Here is a 17,667-nt window from a genome sequence, read left to right on the forward strand (position 1 = left end):
CCGTCTGCAGTGTCGCCTTGAAAGGTTCTTTCGCGCCGCCGACGCGGCGCAGCTGGATCTCTGTGACAAGCACAGAGATGAAGAGGAGAGGGCAGCGCCACGACGACCGGGTGAAGCCCCAGCCCCTTCATTGCCTCCCCCGCGTTCGGGAGAGGCATTCTTGTCGGTGAGGACGAGTGACGATCAGCCGATCGCCATCAGGCTGGCATTGCCGCCGGCGGCCGCCGTGTTGATCGAGGTCGAGACTTCCTCGAGCAGCCAGTTGAGGCAATAGGCGTCGGGGTTCCTGCTGATCTCCTCGGTCGATGCCGCCTGGACGAGGACCAGCGGACCCGGCAGGCCGGCGATCGCCTTGCTGACCTCGCGCACGCGTTCGCCGTCGCCTTCGACGAGTGCACCAGCGAACGGGCCGTCGGCCGCCCAGTCCTTCGACCAGGAAAGCCGGACGGAAACGCTCGCCGGCAGATCCTTCAACGAGGCCTGGAGGCCGGAAGCGGCGTCGACGACCACGGTGTTGCCGGTCGCAAGCGCAGCACCCAGCTGGTGGTAGAGACCGGTTTCCGTCGCCGGAACCAGCAGGACGCGGCCGCGCGGGTGCAGCGCGTAGAGGTTGCGTTCGCCGACCGGGCCCGGAAGCTCCGAAAGCAGGCCGAGGGCCGAGTTGCTGCCGGCGGTGCGGGCAGCTTCTGCCTCAGTCTTGGCACCCTTGCCGTCGAGCCACTTGGCAAAGTCGAGCAGCGCCGGATCGGTGTGAACCGAGCTGTGCTGTGGCGGAACCGGTGCGGTGGCGACGAGACGGCCGAGATAGAGCGGGCCGCCGGCCTTCGGGCCGGTGCCGGAGAGGCCGCGTCCGCCGAAGGGCTGAACGCCGACGACAGCGCCGATGACGTTGCGGTTGACATAGAGATTGCCCGCCTTCACCCGTGCGGTCACATGCGCGATCGTCTCGTCGAGGCGCGTGTGCAGGCCGAAGGTCAGGCCGTAGCCGGTGGCGTTGATGTCGTCGATCAGCTGGTCGAGATCGTCGCGGCGGTAACGGATGACGTGCAGCACCGGACCGAAGACTTCGCGCTTGAGGTCGGAGAGCTTGTCGAGCTCGATGATCGTCGGTGGCACGAAGGTGCCCTCTTCGGTTCCGGAGGCAAGGCCGATCTGCTCGACCTTGCGGCCGAGACCGTGCATCGCGTCGATATGCTTCTCGATGATGCCCTTGGCTTCGGCGGTGATGACCGGGCCGACATCGACCGAGAGCCGGTCCGTGCGGCCGATCTTCAGCTCGTGCAGCGCACCCTTCAGCATCGAAAGCGTGCGGTCGGCGACGTCTTCCTGCAGGCAGAGAACACGCAGCGCCGAGCAGCGCTGGCCGGCGCTGTCGAAAGCCGAGGCGATGACATCGCCGACGACCTGTTCGGCAAGTGCCGAGCTGTCGACGATCATGGCGTTCTGGCCGCCGGTCTCGGCGATCAGCGGGATCGGTCGGCCGGCGGGCGAAAGCCGGTCGGCAAGCTGCGCCTGGATCAGGCGCGCGACTTCGGTCGAGCCGGTGAACATGACGCCGGCGATTTCCGGTGCAGCCACCAGGGCCGCGCCGATACGGCCGTCGCCGGGGAGCAACTGCAGGGCGTCGGCGGGGATGCCGGCCTCGTGCAGGATGCGCACGCCTTCAGCGGCAATCAGCGGCGTTTCCTCGGCCGGCTTTGCCAGCACCGGGTTGCCGGCAACGAGGGCCGCGGCAATCTGGCCGGCGAAGATCGCCAGCGGGAAGTTCCACGGGCTGATGCAGACGATGGGTCCAAGCGCCTTGTGGGCCGGGCCGAGCGTGCGGCGCGTCTGTTCGGCGTAGTAACGCAGGAAGTCGATCGCTTCGCGTACTTCGGCAATGGCGTTCGGCAGAGACTTGCCGGCTTCGCGGGCAATCAGGCCGAGCAGCGTCGGCATGCGTGCCTGCATCAGATCGGCGGCGCGCACCAGGCAAGAAGCACGTTCGGCCGGCGAGACGGCGGCCCAGCTTGCGGCGGCCTTGGCGGCAAGGGTCGCGGCCTGACGGGCATCGGCTTCCGAAGCCTCGGTGACCGAGCCGACCACGTCGCGGTGATCGCCGGGGTTGACGACGGCCCGCGTTTCGCCCGAGGCAGTGCCGGTTGCCAGCTGCGGAACGGCCTTCCAGTCGACGGTTGCACTCGCCTGCAGCGCGGCGGTCAGCGAGGTGAGGCCCGCTTCGTTTGAGAGATCGAGACCGGCCGAGTTGCGGCGCGTTTCGCCGAAGAGATTGTCGGGCAGAGCGATCTGGTCATGCGGCGCGCCGACGATGGGCATGGCGCGGACGATCTCGACCGGGTCGGCGGTCAGTTCGTCGACCGAAACCTTCGGATCGGCGATGCGGTTGACGAAGGAGGAGTTCGCACCGTTTTCGAGCAGTCGGCGAACGAGATAGGCAAGCAGCGTCTCATGCGTGCCGACCGGGGCGTAGATGCGGCAGGGACGGTCGAGGTTGCCTTTGCCGACCACTTCGTCATAGAGCGGCTCGCCCATGCCGTGCAGGCACTGGAACTCGTATTTTCCGACCTTGAAGTCCTTGCCGGCCATTTCGTAGATGGTCGCAAGCGATTGGGCGTTGTGCGTCGCAAACTGCGGGAAGATCACGTCGGTCGCGGCCAGCAGCTTCTTGGCGCAGGCGATGTAGGAGACGTCGGTGTAGATCTTGCGGGTATAGACCGGGAAATCTTCGAGACCGTCGAGCTGGGCGCGCTTGATCTCGGCGTCCCAATAGGCGCCCTTGACGAGGCGAACCATGACGCGGCGTTCGGCGCGGCGGGCAAGATCGATGATGAAATCGAGCACGTAGGGGCAGCGCTTACCGTAGGCCTGGACGACGAAGCCCATGCCGGCCCAGCCGGCGAGGTCCTTGTCGAGGCAGAGTTCTTCTAGCAGGTCGAGCGAGAGTTCGAGGCGATCGGCTTCCTCGGCGTCGATGTTGAGGCCGATGTCGTATTTCTTGGCGATGAGAGCGAGCGCCTTCACCTTCGGCAGCAGCTCTTCCATGACGCGCAAGGCCTGCGAACGGGCGTAGCGCGGGTGCAGCGCCGAAAGCTTGATCGAGATGCCGGGGCCTTCATAGATGCCGCGGCCGGCGGACGCCTTGCCGATGGCATGGATCGCCGTCTCGTAGTCGCGGTAGTAGCGCTCCGCGTCGGCAGCCGTCGTCGCCGCTTCGCCGAGCATGTCGTAGGAATAGCGGAAGCCCTTCTGTTCGAGCGCGCGCGAACGGCGCAGCGCCTCGTCGATGGTCTCGCCGGTCACGAACTGTTCGCCCATCATGCGCATCGCCATGTCGACGCCGCGGCGGATGACCGGCTCGCCGCAACGGGCGATGAGACGGGTCAGAGCGGCCGAAAGGCTGCGGTCGTTCACGGTGGCGGTGAGCTTGCCGGTGACGACGAGACCCCAGGTGGCGGCGTTGACGAACAGCGAGCGGCCGCCGCCGATATGCGACTTCCAGTCGCCGTCGGAGATCTTGTCGCGGATCAGCGCGTCGCGCGTTGCGGTATCAGGAATGCGCAGCAGCGCTTCGGCAAGGCACATCAGCGCCACGCCTTCCTGGCTCGACAGCGAATACTCCTGCACCAGACCCTCGACGCCCGAACCCTTGTGCTTGGCGCGCAGTGCCTCGATCAGCTTGCGTGCGGTCTTGGCCGCTGCCGCGCGGGTCGCGGCGTCAAGCGTTGCGGCTTCGATCAGCGCCGGCAGCGCTTCCGTTTCCGGGCGGCGGTAGGCGGCAGTGATTGCCTGGCGCAGCGTGCTCTGCGGCCGCACCGGCGGGGCGAAATCGGCGAAGGGAGCCTGCGGCGCGCCGGTTTCGGTCGTGGTCTTTTGAAGCGGTGTCTGGCTCATCGAGCGCTATCCTCCGGGAAGCGGTTTGGAGGGCGCGGCGCGCCCCCGATCGTGGGCGGAAAATACGCTTCCTTTCGCCGTACATCCATCCGGCATTTTTTGTCTTTTGCGGAATGTTTCACCGCTACGGCCGAACATGACCGGAGACAATGCGGATTGTTCGCGATACCACCGGATGATCAGAGATCAGGCCGCCTTGCCGAAATGCTTCTCGCGGGCCATCAGGCACTCGTCGTCGCCGGGCATGCAGGTGCGGCAGACGATTGGCCTGATCGCATAGATCTTGCAACCGACGTGTTCGCCGAGCTTGCCGCCGAGTGCGGAGCAACGATCGTCCTCGCAGCGCATGCCGCCGAGATCGGCCGACACATATTCCGCCGGGATCAGGTCGAGCTCCTCGTCCGTCTCCAGCGAGAAGCGCGGCCAGTCGGCCGAATAGGCGCAGCACGCGCCGCAGCTCTGGCAATCGAAGATGTCGTCGGAAGCGGAATGGGTCATGCGCCAAACTAGCATGAAGGTCCGCGGTCCGAAATGGCCCTCACGCGATGGTCGCGTCCCGGCGGGCAATCTCGTAGTCTTCCGTATGCACCAGCACGCCATCGTCGGTCACGACGGCGATGCCGTAGGCCGCCGGCTCGTCGACAGACAGAGACGTATCGGGTGTGTCGAAGGGCATCGGCTGCTGGTGCACGGGGCTCTTGAAGATCGAGAACGGAATGCCGCGGCTGGAGCCGCTGATCGTGCGGTGCACGTGGCCGGCAAAGATATGCCGCACGTTGCCGTGTCGTTTGACGAGCGCGTAGAACTCCGTCTCGTTGGCGAGCCGGATCATGTCCATGCCGGTAAAGCCCGTTCTGTGTGGCGGATGATGCATGAACAGCAGCGCCGGTTTGTCGCCGGCCTCGGCAAGCTGCCGGTCGAGCCAGGCAAGACGTTTGGCACAGAGCATGCCGACATGGCTGGTGGGATAATCATAGGGCGGGGCAAAGAGCGTATCGAGCAGGATGGCACGGCAGTCCGGGAAATCGATCGCCTGCTGTACGAAACCGTTCTCGTCCGCCACCGCGTCCGGGAAGGTATCGAGAAAAACCTCGCGCCGGTCGTGGTTGCCGATGGTGATGGCGACCGGCGGCGTGAGCTGATCGATGAGCCGCTTCAGCCGTTCGTAGGAAACGCGATCGGCGTAGTGGGTGAGGTCGCCGGTGAAAATCACCCGGTCGGCGTCCGCATGGTAACGGTTGACGTGTTCGATGCCATTGGCCAGGCGCTGGTAGGGATCGAGCCCGATGATCGTCGTGCCTTCGGGCACCATGTGTAGGTCGGTAAAGATGATCAGCTTTGTCATGGAGATCCAGAAGGTTGCGTCGCGGGTGGCCCAAGCTGTCGCGCGGCGTATGACGCGTCAAGCGGCAACTTTGGGGCGACTCTCTCGGAGCTCGGCGGTTCTTCTTGCGGCGGGCCTAGGAAAGCGCTAATGCAAACGCATCTGATATATCAGCTATGATCGCCGCTAGGGCGACGGCAAGCGAATTGGAGAAACGGCATGCGGTGGAAGCGCACAATCCAGCTGCTGGACGTTCATTGCGAGGGTGAGATCGGCAAGGTCGCGATCGGCGGCGTGCCGAAGATCCCGGGAAACTCGATCGCCGAGCAGCTCAACCACATCAACACGGTCGATGACAGCCTGCGCCGGTTCCTGTGCCTGGAGCCGCGCTCCGGTTCGATCGGCTCGGTCAACCTGCTGGTGCCGCCGAAGCGGCCGGAGGCAGACGCCGGCTTCATCATCCTCCAGGCCGACCAGGCGCATGCCATGTCCGGCTCGAACTCGATCTGCGTCACGACGGCGCTGCTCGAATCCGGCATCATCGAAATGAAAGAGCCCGAAACGGTGGTCATGCTCGACACGGCCTCCGGCCTCGTCAAGGCCACTGCGACCTGCCGCGACGGCCGGTGCGAGAAGGTGAAGCTGACGATGGTCCCGTCCTTCGTGCATGAGCTCGACGTCGAGGTCGACACGCCGAAGTGGGGCAAGATCAAGCTCGACCTCTGCTACGGCGGCATCTTCTACGCGCTGGTCGATGTCGGCCAGATCGGCACCACGATCGACAAGGCGAACGCCCGCGAGATCGTCGAAGCGGGCATGATCCTGAAGGATATCGTCAACCGCACCATCCCCGTCGTCCATCCGGAGATCCCGGAAATCAAGGGCGTCGCCTACGTCATGTTCCGCGATGTCGAGGCGGACGGCACGATCCGCACCTGCACGACCATGTGGCCGGGCCGCGTCGACCGCTCGCCTTGCGGCACCGGCAGCTCGGCCAATCTCGCGACGCTGCACGCCCGCGGCAAGGTCAAGGTCGGCGACGTCCTGAAGTCGCGCTCGATCATCGGCTCCGAGTTCGAAGTGGGCCTCGAAGGCGTGACGACCGTCGCCGGCCGCGAGGCGATCATCCCGACGATTGCTGGCCGCGGCTGGACCTTCGGCCTGCACCAGGTGGCGCTCGATCCCTTCGATCCGCTGGCCGACGGCTTTGCGCTGACCGATACCTGGGGACCGCAGGCGGGCGAAATTCGCTAACCCGACCTGCTTTGAAACATGCAGTTCCGAATGAATCGTCGCTTCACACCGTTTCTGGAATTGCCCAAACGAAAACGCGGGCCGAAGATCCCTATGATCTCCGGCCCGCGCGGCCCTTGGGAGGCGTGTTGGATTATTTGATGCGGCTGGTCTTGCCGAGCATGGCCGTCTGCAGGGCGTCGTTGCCGGTAAGTTCCGCGAGCTTGCGTTCGGCGAAGGCGTCACCTTCGTTGGCGGCCTTGCGGAAGATCGCACGGGCGGCCGGGATATCCTTGGCGGTGCCTTCACCGTTCTCGAGCATCAGGCCGAGATTGACCATGGCATCGACATTGCCGCGGTCTGCGGCCAGGCGATAAAGCTTGGCAGCCTTGGCGTTGTCTTCCGGCACCAGCTTGCCTTCGTCCAGGATCACCGCGAGGTTGAAGGCGGCGACGTCGTCGCCGGCGAGCGATGCCCGTTCGAACCATTCGATCGCCAGCTTGCCGTTGACCGGCGTGCCCATGCCGTCGCGGTAGGAGACGCCGAGATTGTAGGCCGCGAGAACGTTGCCGGCAGCAGCGGCCTTCTGGTTCAGCGCGAATTCGGTTGCCGTGTCGCCCTGTTCACCGACGAGAACGGCATAGTTGGTCATCGCCAGCGCGTGGCCATGTTCGGCGGCTTCACCGAGAATGCGCAGCGACTGGGTCTTCTGCCCAGCCTTGTCGAGCACGCGGGCGAGCTGAAATTCGGTGCGGGCGCCGCTCTTCTGGTTGTAGGCCTCGCGGCAGGCCGAAAGCGCCACGCCGATCCTGATGTCTTCGGCGGAAACGGCCGGGAAAGTCTGGTTGCGCTGCAGGTCGAAGATGCTGCCCGCTTCGCGGTCGCAGACTTCGGCGGCGGAGAGATCGGCAGCGCGTGCCGACGGGAGGGCGATCGCGGCCACTGCCAGCAGACTGACGATCGCCAGGAAGAGGGCATTGATGATGCGGGTTCCGGATGTGCTGCGCTTTTCCATGATGCTCTCCCCGTGTCTTCAGGATCAATTTATCGGCGACCGTCACGGAGGGCTGTTACGGCGGGAACAGCCTGGTGGCGAAAGCTCTGGCGAAGTGACGGAGGGACATAGAGAGCCGGGCCCTTGAGCCGGCTTGCATCCGGGAACGCCGGGGCTATCCTCGAAGGTCGCAACGCTCAAACGGGAGAGGGCAATGGAAGATCTGGCAGCGCCAATGCGCAAGATGCTGGTGAGCCGACGCGTTGTCGTCGGCGGCCTGCTGCTGACGGCGGCCGGCGGCGGTGTCGCCACCTCCTGGGCAAGCCCTTCACTTGGCGAGGCAACGGAGGTCCGCGGCGACGTTAGACGGAAGCAGGCGAAAAAGGACGACCCGCTCACGGTCGGTAGCCAGCTCTTCGAGAACGACAGCGTGCGCACGAACGTCGAGAGCTATGCGACCTTGAACCTCGGCACCGATACGCGCGTGCTGCTCGGCGCCGAAACCGAGCTGCTCGTCGACAGCTTCATCGCCGGTCAGGGTGGTACGCTCGAACTCGGAACGGGCCGCATGGTGTTCGATCGGCCCGAGGGCCTGCCCAAGGTCGATGTGGCGGTCCGCACGGCCTTCGGCATGATCGGCGTGCGCGGCACCAAGTTCTTTTGCGGACCGAGCCGGGCCGCATTTGCCGTCTTCGTCGAACATGGGAGCGTTTCGGTCGCGCGTGGCGGCGTGACCCGGATCGTCGCTGCGGGGCAGGGGGTGGAGTTTCATCATCGCGGTGACGCCCCGAGCGAGCCCATCAACTGGGGTGAGCCGCGCATCAGGGAAGCCTATGCCAGCGTCGGGCTAACGCGTTGAGCCGTCGCTACTCCCGACGAAAAGCGCGCTCCGCGCATTGTGTCCCAGGCTTTGCGGCGCTTTACTCCGAAACCGTGAAAAGCTCCATCGTCGAGAAGCCGCGAATTTCGTGGCTGCCGAGCGGGCGAAGCGGCTGCTTGCTTTCCGCCGCTGCAGCAGGCCCGACGCAGATCGATGTGCCTAGGAACTTGTTCGCCTCCTGAAGCCGCGCCGCCAGATTGATCGCGTCGCCATGGGCGGTGTAGTCGAGCTTGCCGCCGGCGCCGACTTCGCCGACCACCGCCGGTCCGGTCTCGACGCCGATCCGGGTCCTGCCGAAGCTGTTGGCGGCAAACTGCGGGCGTCCCCGCATCTCTTCCGTCAATGCATGGATCGCTCTGGCACACGCGATCGCCCTGTCGACGTGTTCCGGCAGGTCCTCGGGCGCGTTGAAAAAGGCGTGCACGGCATCGCCCACCACCTTATCGACCATGCCGCCGTGCTCGGCCACCAGCGCGTTGACCTCCGAAAAGTAGATGTCGAGCAAGGCAATGAGGTCCCGCGGCTTCAGTCTCTGCGACAGGGAGGAAAAGCTCTCGATGTCGGTGAAGAGCGCCGTCACCTGGCGTTCCTCGCCGGCCACGCGTGTAAGCCCGGGATTGTCGATATAGCGGGCGACGACCGATTGCGGCAGGTATTGCGAAAATTTCTGCCGTGCCGCCGCTTCGGATCGCCGCACCCGAGCAAATTGCAGGATGCTCGTCACCGCCAGAACGAGGGCGAGCGCGACCGAAATGCTGATCGCATCGATAAGCCAGCCACTGGTGTCATAGATGATCGCTGCTGCCGCGACGACGGCGCCGACGGCGATAAGGCCAAGGGCCGCGGATATCATTGGCCGAAGGCGCGCGGCCGCGAAGGCGATACCACATCCGGCGACGAGGGCCATGGCGGCCTCGGCGAGCGGAAGCCGGCTGTCACGCTTCGGTATGAAGCCGGTCAGGACCGCGTTGGCGATATCCGCGTGGATCTGCACCGAGGGTTCGAGCGGCATCGAGGCGCTGGGCCGTAAGCCCCCGAGGCTCGGCAGGCTGCTGCCGATGAGCACGAGTTTGCCTGCAAAGCGATCCGCCGCCGCCTTGCCGGACAACACATCGGCGGCGGAAACGGTGCGGGCGGCGAGCCGGTCCGCAGCACTGGCGACGAAGCGCAGGCTGCCGGTTTCATCGAGCGCCATCACCCGTCCGTCGATGCGCAACCAGGCGGGTGCGCCGCCGAGGATCGGCGTGCCGGCGCCGCGCATCAGCCGTGTCGCCTCGATCGCCAGCGTCGGATAGGCGTCGTTGCCGAGGATGGCATAGGCCTGTACCCGCCGGATCCGCGCGTCCTCGTCGCCAACGAGAAACGAAGCGGCGGCCGCCTTCGCCCGGTCCATGAACGCGGCACAGGAGGTTTCGGCGCCGTCGAGGAACCAGAGTTCGGGCGGGGCGAAGGGGCGGCTCAGTGCCAGCGGCGGTACCGGACGCGGCCGCTCCTGGATCGTATCGGCAATCAGAAAGCCGAGCACGACGGGGACACGTCCAAGCGCGGAGGCGAGGGCCGCATTGCCGTCGCCGGTCGTGTTGCAATCGGCGCTGAAGACGAAGTCGACCGCCACGGCCTCGGCGCCGGCCGTCGCAAGCCGCGACAGAAGATCGGCGGTTGCCGTCCTGTCCCATTCGCCTGACGGGCGCGATTGATGGGCCTGGCGGTCGATGTCGACCACAATGATGTCAGGCGACTGCGGCGCGGGAATCCACTGTGTCAGGCTGTCGAAGAACAGCTCGCGCTGCGTTTCTAATACCGGCTCGGCGAAGAGATAGAGGGCGACGGCAACCAGCAAGCTCGTCAGGAACCCGCCGGCAAGCGGAGTGAAACGCAATTGCCGGCGCGGCTCAGCGGCCATGCGCGCTAGTCCTCCTCCGGATCGGCGATGCTTTGCAGGCGGCCGACCTTGCAGGCGATGATGCCCTCGTTTCTTCTGATCGCGCCGCTTTCCTCCAGCCACTGGATGGCGCGGTTGACCTTCGGCCGGCTGGCGCCGAGCACACCGGCGATGTCCGTCTGGCTCATGGTCAGCCTTAGATTGGCGCTTTCCGGCAGCTCGTTGCCGTGGATCTGGCGGAGCGTGGCGAGGAAGAAGCGCGCGACGCGGGCATTGAGATCATAGAGCGCGATGGTCTCGAGTCGCTCGGTCGTGTCGCGCAGCTGGGCGCAGAGGAAGCGGATGACGGCCTCGGCCGCTTCCGGCCGGTTGGTGACGATATCGAGGAACGACTTCTTGCCGATGACATACCCTTCCGACGCTGTCATCGCCGTTGCGTCGGCCGACCGCGTCTGGCCATCGAGCACCGCCATCTCGCCGAAGATCGCGCCGGCTTCGTGCTGGCGCAGCATTAGTTCCCGGCCTTGCGGCGTGATCAGCGACAGCTTGATGCGCCCGGAAATGACGACAATCATGTAATTGCCTTCGTCGCCACGCTGGAAGATTACGGTGCCGGCCGGCCACTTCCTGTAGGTCGCGATGTCGGCAAGCTCGGCAATGGCATTCTTGTCGAATTCTTCAAAGATCGGAAACGAGCGCCAGAAAGTCGGGCTCCTGTTGATTTCGTTCATGACATGCCCCCGCGCGGCGTCCCCTGCCGCGCCGAAATTCTTCGCCCAGCCGCCTCGTCCTTGCAATAGAAAAGAACGATGTGCCGACGATGTAGTTCCGTGTTTGTCTGCGGATAAGTCAGAAAGCGCCAAGCTCGGAGGTTGACGATGCCGGCTGGTCGTTTCATTTTCTTGAACGATCTGTCGCTCTCGGAGCGGCTAGATGAATTTCAAAATGCTGATACTTCTGTTGCCAACAACCGTTTCTCACAGGAGCCTCGCATGCCTCAGAATGTTGTCGTCCTCATCGGACGCGTCCTCCTCTCTATCATGTTCATCATGTCCGGTTTCAGCAAGCTGATGGATCCGTCGGGCACGGCCCAGATGATCACCGGCGCTGGCTGGCCGGCACCGACCGCACTCGCTTACCTTGCCGGCCTCTTCGAACTCGTCGCCGGTCTTGCCGTTCTCGTCGGCTTCCAGACGAAGATTGCCGCCTATCTGCTTGCGGCGTTCAGCCTTATCACCGCTTTCGCCTTCCACAGCGGAGCGATCAACATCCCGAACTTCCCGCCGGAAGCCAACGGCCTGCTGACCGTCTTCAACGGCCTGATGATGATGAAGAATATCGCGATCGCCGGTGGTTTCCTCGTGCTCGCCGTCTTCGGCCCCGGCGCTCTGTCGGTCGACAAGCGCGGCGCCTGAGACCGAACATGCCGCGCGTTGGGATCAACGCACAAGGCATACTCTGGTTTACCGCAGTAACATCAAGCCCGTCGCTCGTTCGGCGGGCTTCTTGCATTTCAGGGATAAATCACGCCCTTGCGCAGAATGACGTTGCCGTAGAGCCTGGGCTCGCTCGTCTGGACGACCGTGTGGGCGGCTCTTACGCGCGGGTAAAAATCCGCTCCGAGCAAGGGCACGACACGGCGGCCGGGCTCGTGCCGGGCGCAGCACGCGACGATCTCCTGATGCACCGGGTCCAGCGCCTCCCTGTCCTGTTTGACGGTGGCGCGGAAGATCGCTTCGGGCACGAAATCGTCGATTGGCAAAACGCTGAGGATGGCGTCGAGCACCGGGATCAGCGGGTGCCCGTCGAGCCGGACGAGACGGCGTGCATGTTCCTGGCCCGGATAGTTGCCGTCGACCAGCGCGATTTCATCGCCGTGCCCCATCGCCCGGAGCGTTGCGAGCAACTCGGGACTGAGGATCGGGTTTAGTCCTTTCAGCATCAGCCGAGCTCCTTGAAGAGGACATTGGTGTCGAGCAGATAGCGGGAGAAGAGCGGCAGGCTGGCGCCGCCGATGGCGCGCGCGTGGCTACCAACCAGGCCTTCCACCAGTTCAGGGATGGTAACGCCCTGGAGGTCGAGCTCGTAGAGCGCCCTGCGGGTGGCGGCGAGCAACCGGGCCCGGACCCAGGGTGGGAAGCCGCCGTCGATGACAACGGCCGAGAAGTCGACGATCGAGACGGCCGACACGACAGCCTGGGCAAGCGCCGCGCCACAGTCGTCGATCCAGATGTCGAGCGGTTCGCCGAAGTCGATCCAGTCGTCAGCCGAGTACCAGAGCGGCCGCGGGTCGATGCCGCGTTCGCGCAGCAGATTTTCGAGCACGAAGACCGAGGCGATCTTGAGGAGCTGGATGGTCCTGCCGTCCTTGCCCGAGACCGGCAGGGGGCCGATGGCGCCAGCCGTTCCGGTACGCCCGGAGAAGAGCGCCGAGTTCAGGACGACGCCGCCGCCGATGAACGAGCCGATATAGAAATAGACGAAGTCCGGGTAGATGGCGCCGACGCCGAAGGCGAGCTCGGCGCCGCAGGCGCTGGTGCCGTCGTTCTGCAGGAAGACCGGATAGGTGGTGCGGGCCGAGATCGCCGCCTGCAGATCGATGTCGCGCCACTTGTTCATTTCTTCCCGCGGCGCGCCCACTTCCTCCGCCCAGTTCCACAGTTCGAAGGGCGTGGCGATGCCGATGCCGGCGATCCGCTTGCGCTGATCGGGGTTGAGTTGCTGTTCGAGCTTCGCCATGCCGGAAATGATGAAATCGACGAGATCGCCGGGCAGCGGATAGGCATGCACATGATGCAGATGCAGCCGGATGGTGCCGACGAAATCCATCAGCACGAGATCGGCGCTGCGCCGGCCGATTTTCACGCCGAAGGAAAAGACCGCGTCCGGATTGAGCCGCATCGGTGTCGATGGTTGTCCAACCTTGCCGCGAACGGGATCGCCCTTGACCAGCAGGCCGTCGCTTTCCAGCGCCCGCATGATCACCGATACGGTCTGCGCCGAAAGGCCGGAACGCCGGGCGATATCGGCTTTGGAGAGGCCGCCGTGACGCCTGACCAGCGACATGACCAGGCGCTCGTTATAGGCGCGCACGCGCGTCTGGTTGGCCCCGCCGCTAGGGTCAATGACCTCAGGTTGCATCGGTCCCCGATCAGGACCGTCTGTCAGTGACATGCCACCGTCTCCTCCCGTTGGCATTAGATCACGATGGTTCAGGGTCGGATCGACCCAAAACCATAGACGTGATCGCTTCTCAAAAGCTGGAGCGGGATCAGGCGGAAAACCGCATGCACTTTTCCTCATTCCGCTCTGGTGCCCGCTTGGCGCAGGTCTGTTGTTTCCGCTTGCTGTGACTCTGTCAATTTGTCTGACGCTCCGCTTCTCGGACGGAGCGTCGTCATCCCAAGAATGCCACATCGAAATAATAATTCAATTTGATTTATTTATTGACACCCCGGAATTTTAATGTTTGTTTTTGTCTCGGAAGCGTCGATTGCAACGGAGGAAAATGTTGCTGTCGCGTGGCCTGGGGCGGTCCGCCGACCCGATTTTCAATCCTTGGGAGGATTTCATGAAGAAGACTGTTCTTTCCGCTGCTTTCGGCGCGCTGTCCCTTGGCGTCGTTTTCGCCGCGCCGGCACAGGCTGCTGATGTCGGCGCCTGCCTCATTACCAAGACCGACACCAACCCCTTCTTCGTCAAGATGAAGGAGGGTGCTACCGCCAAGGCGCAGGAACTCGGCGTGACGCTGAAGGCCTATGCCGGCAAGATCGACGGCGACCACGACAGCCAGGTGGCTGCAATCGAATCCTGCATCGCCGATGGCGCCAAGGGCATCCTGATCGCCGCCTCCGACACCAAGGCGATCGTCGATCAGGTGAAGAAGGCGCAGGACGCTGGTCTGCTCGTGATCGCGCTCGATACACCGCTCGATCCGCCGACCGCTGCCGACGCGACGTTTGCAACCGACAACCTGCTCGCCGGCAAGCTGATCGGCCAATGGGCCGTCGCCACCATGGGCGAGGGTGCCAAGACCGCCAAGATCGGCTTCCTCGATCTACTTCCGTCGCAGCCGACGGTCGACGTCCTGCGCGACCAGGGCTTCATGATGGGCTTCGGCATCGACACGAAGGATCCGAACAAGATCGGCGACGAAGATGATCCGCGCATCGTCGGCCACGACGTCACCAACGGCAACGAAGAAGGTGGCCGCAAGGCGATGGAAAACCTTCTGCAGAAGGATCCCGACATCAACGTGATCCACACCATCAACGAGCCGGCCGCCGTTGGCGCCTATCAGGCGCTGAAGGCCGTCGGCAAGGAGAAGGACGTGCTGATCGTCTCGGTCGACGGCGGTTGCCCGGGCGTCAAGTCGGTCGCTGAAGGTGTCATCGGCGCCACCTCGCAGCAATATCCGCTGATGATGGCGGCCCTCGGCATCGAGGCGATCAAGAAGTTCGCCGATACCGGTGAAAAGCCGAAGCCGACGGAAGGCAAGGACTTCTTCGACACCGGCGTTTCGCTCGTCACCGACAAGCCGGCTGCCGGCGTCGAGTCGATCGACACCAAGGTCGGCACGGAGAAGTGCTGGGGCTGATCGCCTTTGCTCTTCGAACGCATGAGCCATTAACGGAAGGGCGGCCCCGGCCGCCCTTCGCGTAAGCGCCGATGTCTTTGACACGGCGATGAAAACCGCGCAGCTTCTTAAGAGTGCTTATGCCCGCGTCTTTGTGGGCGGGCTGTGCACGACTGCATCGCAACCCCTTGGGAGCGGGGTTCACGGGAGGAAGGTCCATGGGCGAGCCCAACACAGCCGCACAACCATCCCAGGAATTCGAAAAAGTCCTGGTCAACAGTTCGACGCAGGTCGCGTCGTTCGATACGCATGACAAGACCGCGATCCAGAAGATCCAGCATTTCCTGCATTCGACGCCGGCGGCCGTGCCGTTCATCGTGCTTGTCGCAGCAATTCTGATCTTCGGCATTGCCATCGGCGGGAAGTTCTTCTCGTCCTACACGCTGACCCTCATCCTCCAGCAGATCGCCATCGTCGGTATCCTCGGCGCCGCGCAGACCCTGGTGATCCTGACCGCCGGTATCGATCTTTCGATCGGGGTGATCATGGTGCTTTCGGCGGTCATCATGGGCAACTGCGCCGTGACCTATGGGCTTCCGGCACCGATCGCGATCTTCCTCGGCTTCGTCGTCGGCGGCGCCTGCGGCTTTCTCAACGGCTTCCTCGTCTCCAGGGTCAAGCTTCCGCCGTTCATCGTCACGCTCGGCACCTGGTACGTGATCATGTCGACGAACTTCATCTATTCGGCCAATGCGACGATCCGCGAGGCCGATGTGACGGCCGTCACCCAGATGCTCCACGTCTTCGGTGTCAGCTTCAAGGTGGGCTCCGCTGTGTTCACGCTCGGTGTGGTGATGATGGTCTTGCTGGTCTTCGGCCTCTGGTATGCGCTCAATCACACGGCCTGGGGGCGTCATCTTTACGCTGTCGGCGACGATCCGGAAGCGGCCAAGCTCTCCGGTATCCGCACCAGCCGCGTCCTGCTCAGCGCCTATACACTGGCCGGGCTGATCGCCGCACTCGCCGCCTGGGTCTCGATCGGCCGCAATGGTTCGATCTCGCCGTCGGCAGCCGTCACCGACTACAATCTGCAGGCCATCACAGCAGCCGTGATCGGCGGCATCTCGCTCTTCGGCGGACGTGGGTCGATCCTTGGAACCCTGATCGGCGCGATGATCGTCGGCGTCGTCTCCATGGGCCTCAACATGCTGGGCGCTGACCCGCAATGGAAGGTCTTCCTCACCGGCGTGCTGATCATCACCGCCGTCGCCATCGACCAGTGGATCAGAAAGGTAGCTGCCTGATGACACAGGAACCCATTCTCACAGCCCGCGGCCTCGTCAAGCGCTACGGTCGCGTGACCGCCCTCGACTATGCCGACTTCGACCTCTATCCCGGCGAGATCCTCGCCGTGATCGGCGACAACGGTGCCGGCAAGTCCTCGATGATCAAGGCGATATCGGGCGCCGTCACGCCCGATGAGGGTGAGATCATGCTCGAGGGCCAGCCAGTCCACTTCCGCTCGCCGATGGATGCACGCTCGGCCGGCATCGAGACGGTCTACCAGAACCTGGCGCTGTCGCCGGCGCTGTCGATCGCCGACAACATGTTTCTCGGCCGCGAGATTCGCAAGCCGGGCATCATGGGCAAGCTCTTCCGCACGCTCGACCGTGGGGAGATGGAGAAGCGGGCACGGGCAAAGCTGTCCGAGCTCGGTCTGATGACCATCCAGAACATCAACCAGGCGGTGGAAACGCTTTCGGGCGGCCAGCGCCAGGGTGTGGCCGTGGCGCGCGCCGCAGCCTTCGGCTCCAAGGTGGTGATCATGGACGAGCCGACGGCAGCACTTGGTGTCAAGGAAAGCCGGCGGGTGCTGGAGCTGATCCTCGACGTGCGTTCCCGCGGTCTGCCGATCGTGCTGATCTCGCACAACATGCCGCATGTGTTCGAGGTGGCTGACAGAATCCATGTCCATCGTCTCGGCAAACGGCTATGCGTCATCAATCCGAAGGAGCACACGATGTCGGATGCTGTCGCCTTCATGACCGGGGCGAAGGAGCCGCCGCGCGAAGCGCTCGCGGCATGAACGTCGAGCCGATCGCCAACGAAATCCTGAAACGGGCGGCTGGTGCTGCCCGTTTCGTCGTCGCCATTGCCGGCCCTCCGGGTGCCGGCAAGTCGACGCTGTCGGACGCGCTCGCCGAGGCCCTGGTCGCCCGCGGCGAAAAGGCGGCGGTGCTGCCAATGGACGGCTTCCACATGGACAATGCCGTCCTGGAAGAAAAGGGCCTGCTCCCTCGCAAGGGCGCGCCGGAAACGTTTGACGTTAGGGCGTTCCTGTCGACGGTTCAGGCGGTCCGCGCCAATGACGGCGAGGTGCTTGTTCCGGTTTTCGACCGGTCGCGGGAATTGGCGATCGCCTCGGCCCGGATCGTTGCGCCCGAAACACGCATGGTTCTCGTGGAGGGCAACTATCTGCTTCTCGACGAGGCCCCCTGGAACAAGCTCGCGGGTGCCTTCGATTTCTCCATCTTTATCAACCCGGGGATCGAGGAGCTGGAGCGGCGTCTTTTGAAACGCTGGTACGATCACGGTTACGAGGAGGAGGCGGCGAAGCGGAAAGCCCACGGCAACGACATCCCCAACGCGCATCGCGTCGTCGAGCACCAGCGACGCGCAGATCTCGTGCTTGCGGATTTCTGATCGATGGTCGGATTGCGGATTGTGTTTCCTGGCGCATTGGTGTTATCGAGACGCGGTTCCACCACATGAGTAACCGCCCGCCACCCGCACCTGCCGGCTGCAAAGCCGCGCGCGCGGATCGGGCGCGAGCAGAGCGGGATGAGTGTAAGCGGTTTCCGCCTGCATTCCGTTCTGAGCTAGGAGA

General features: G+C 64.2%; 15 protein-coding genes and 1 pseudogene. 7 read left to right on the forward strand and 9 right to left on the reverse strand.

Features of this window, described 5'->3' with window-relative positions:
* Positions 1-183: 183 nt before the first annotated feature.
* From putA to spdA, 3 genes are all read right to left on the reverse strand, one after another.
* Positions 184-3,891: a trifunctional transcriptional regulator/proline dehydrogenase/L-glutamate gamma-semialdehyde dehydrogenase gene (putA, locus tag AC070A_RS11210; protein WP_113479366.1), complete on the reverse strand. Its 3,708-nt coding sequence runs from the start codon at positions 3,889-3,891 to the stop codon at positions 184-186.
* Between the two features lie 186 nt (positions 3,892-4,077).
* Positions 4,078-4,389, reverse strand: coding sequence for a YkgJ family cysteine cluster protein (locus AC070A_RS11215; RefSeq protein WP_057248253.1), 312 nt, complete (start codon positions 4,387-4,389; stop codon positions 4,078-4,080).
* 40 nt (positions 4,390-4,429) lie between these two features.
* Positions 4,430-5,236, reverse strand: a complete 807-nt coding sequence (gene spdA / locus AC070A_RS11220) for a 2', 3'cyclic nucleotide phosphodiesterase SpdA (protein ID WP_110877912.1) — start codon at positions 5,234-5,236, stop codon at positions 4,430-4,432.
* Between the two features lie 198 nt (positions 5,237-5,434).
* Here spdA and AC070A_RS11225 point away from each other — a divergent pair, with 198 nt between their 5' ends.
* The gene (locus AC070A_RS11225; RefSeq protein WP_034797259.1) at positions 5,435-6,469 is read left to right on the forward strand and encodes a proline racemase family protein; all 1,035 of its coding nucleotides are present in this window, start codon (positions 5,435-5,437) and stop codon (positions 6,467-6,469) included.
* Positions 6,470-6,602: 133 nt separating this feature from the next.
* Here AC070A_RS11225 and AC070A_RS11230 read toward each other — a convergent pair whose 3' ends face one another.
* Together AC070A_RS11230 and AC070A_RS11235 are read right to left on the reverse strand one after the other, a co-directional pair.
* A complete protein-coding gene (locus AC070A_RS11230; protein ID WP_306341304.1) occupies positions 6,603-6,941 on the reverse strand; it encodes a tetratricopeptide repeat protein in 339 nt (112 codons plus the stop codon).
* Positions 6,918-7,463 (reverse strand): annotated as a pseudogene (locus AC070A_RS11235) (SEL1-like repeat protein); the annotation flags it as partial. The gene AC070A_RS11230 and the pseudogene AC070A_RS11235, both read right to left, overlap by 24 nt.
* A 214-nt stretch (positions 7,464-7,677) precedes the next feature.
* On the opposite strand from AC070A_RS11235, the gene AC070A_RS11240 reads away from it, so the two are divergent.
* Positions 7,678-8,301 (forward strand): FecR family protein, encoded by a 624-nt coding sequence (locus tag AC070A_RS11240; RefSeq protein ID WP_113479384.1) that lies wholly within the window; start codon positions 7,678-7,680, stop codon positions 8,299-8,301.
* Positions 8,302-8,362: 61 nt separating this feature from the next.
* Here the strand turns inward: AC070A_RS11240 and AC070A_RS11245 are convergent, their stop codons facing one another.
* Entirely contained in the window at positions 8,363-10,225 is a 1,863-nt protein-coding gene (locus AC070A_RS11245; RefSeq protein WP_057248066.1) for a CHASE2 domain-containing protein, read from the reverse strand.
* A gap of 5 nt (positions 10,226-10,230) precedes the next feature.
* The gene (locus AC070A_RS11250) at positions 10,231-10,935 is read right to left on the reverse strand and encodes a Crp/Fnr family transcriptional regulator (RefSeq protein WP_058323618.1); all 705 of its coding nucleotides are present in this window, start codon (positions 10,933-10,935) and stop codon (positions 10,231-10,233) included.
* Positions 10,936-11,196: 261 nt separating this feature from the next.
* On the opposite strand from AC070A_RS11250, the gene AC070A_RS11255 reads away from it, so the two are divergent.
* Positions 11,197-11,619 carry a DoxX family protein gene (locus AC070A_RS11255; RefSeq protein ID WP_057248255.1) on the forward strand — a complete coding sequence of 141 codons (423 nt, stop codon included), beginning with the start codon at positions 11,197-11,199 and terminating at the stop codon, positions 11,617-11,619.
* 98 nt (positions 11,620-11,717) lie between these two features.
* Here the strand turns inward: AC070A_RS11255 and AC070A_RS11260 are convergent, their stop codons facing one another.
* Both AC070A_RS11260 and AC070A_RS11265 read right to left on the reverse strand, forming a co-directional pair.
* Positions 11,718-12,146, reverse strand: coding sequence for an RbsD/FucU family protein (locus tag AC070A_RS11260; RefSeq protein ID WP_057248068.1), 429 nt, complete (start codon positions 12,144-12,146; stop codon positions 11,718-11,720).
* On the reverse strand, positions 12,146-13,378 hold the full coding sequence (locus AC070A_RS11265; RefSeq protein ID WP_057248069.1) for an ROK family transcriptional regulator: 1,233 nt from the start codon (positions 13,376-13,378) through the stop codon (positions 12,146-12,148). The genes AC070A_RS11260 and AC070A_RS11265 overlap by 1 nt, the downstream gene beginning before the upstream one ends.
* A gap of 397 nt (positions 13,379-13,775) precedes the next feature.
* On the opposite strand from AC070A_RS11265, the gene AC070A_RS11270 reads away from it, so the two are divergent.
* From AC070A_RS11270 to AC070A_RS11285, 4 genes are all read left to right on the forward strand, one after another.
* Complete coding sequence (locus tag AC070A_RS11270) at positions 13,776-14,801, forward strand: sugar ABC transporter substrate-binding protein (protein ID WP_057248256.1); 1,026 nt, start codon at positions 13,776-13,778, stop codon at positions 14,799-14,801.
* 197 nt (positions 14,802-14,998) lie between these two features.
* Entirely contained in the window at positions 14,999-16,084 is a 1,086-nt protein-coding gene (locus AC070A_RS11275) for an ABC transporter permease (RefSeq protein WP_057248070.1), read from the forward strand.
* The gene (locus AC070A_RS11280) at positions 16,084-16,866 is read left to right on the forward strand and encodes an ATP-binding cassette domain-containing protein (RefSeq protein ID WP_057248071.1); all 783 of its coding nucleotides are present in this window, start codon (positions 16,084-16,086) and stop codon (positions 16,864-16,866) included. Before AC070A_RS11275 ends, AC070A_RS11280 begins: the two co-directional genes overlap by 1 nt.
* The gene (locus tag AC070A_RS11285; protein WP_057248072.1) at positions 16,863-17,483 is read left to right on the forward strand and encodes a nucleoside triphosphate hydrolase; all 621 of its coding nucleotides are present in this window, start codon (positions 16,863-16,865) and stop codon (positions 17,481-17,483) included. Before AC070A_RS11280 ends, AC070A_RS11285 begins: the two co-directional genes overlap by 4 nt.
* Positions 17,484-17,667: the final 184 nt, after the last annotated feature.

The organism is Ensifer sp. GW101-20A05, from assembly GCF_059424735.1.